General features: G+C 39.8%; 1 pseudogene. It reads right to left on the bottom strand.

Features of this window, described 5'->3' with window-relative positions:
- Positions 1-299, bottom strand: a pseudogene (locus tag M3226_RS31840) (IS21 family transposase); the annotation flags it as partial.

Raw genomic sequence — 299 nt, 5'->3', positions numbered from 1 at the left:
GGACCACATCCTGAAAATCATTAGCGCTAAAATGTTGTCTTTCCATACATAACGCAAGTGAATCATCAAGTACTTCGACAGAACTTACATCAATACACTTTTTTATGATACTCAACTGATCACGGAGGTATCTTGGATATCTTTTTCGTAGTTCCTGAAAATACATCTGGGTCATCTCACTGTTTGTAAAGTGGCTACCCACAACCTCCATTAGTTCCTTAAGTCCTTTAGAGCGATCACGCTGATGCGATGTATTACGAATTAGTTGACCTTTATCGGGGCTGATTGAATGACTTGCC

The sequence above is a fragment of the Neobacillus cucumis genome, assembly GCF_023715505.1.
This window is presented reverse-complemented; position numbering and strand designations above follow the sequence as displayed.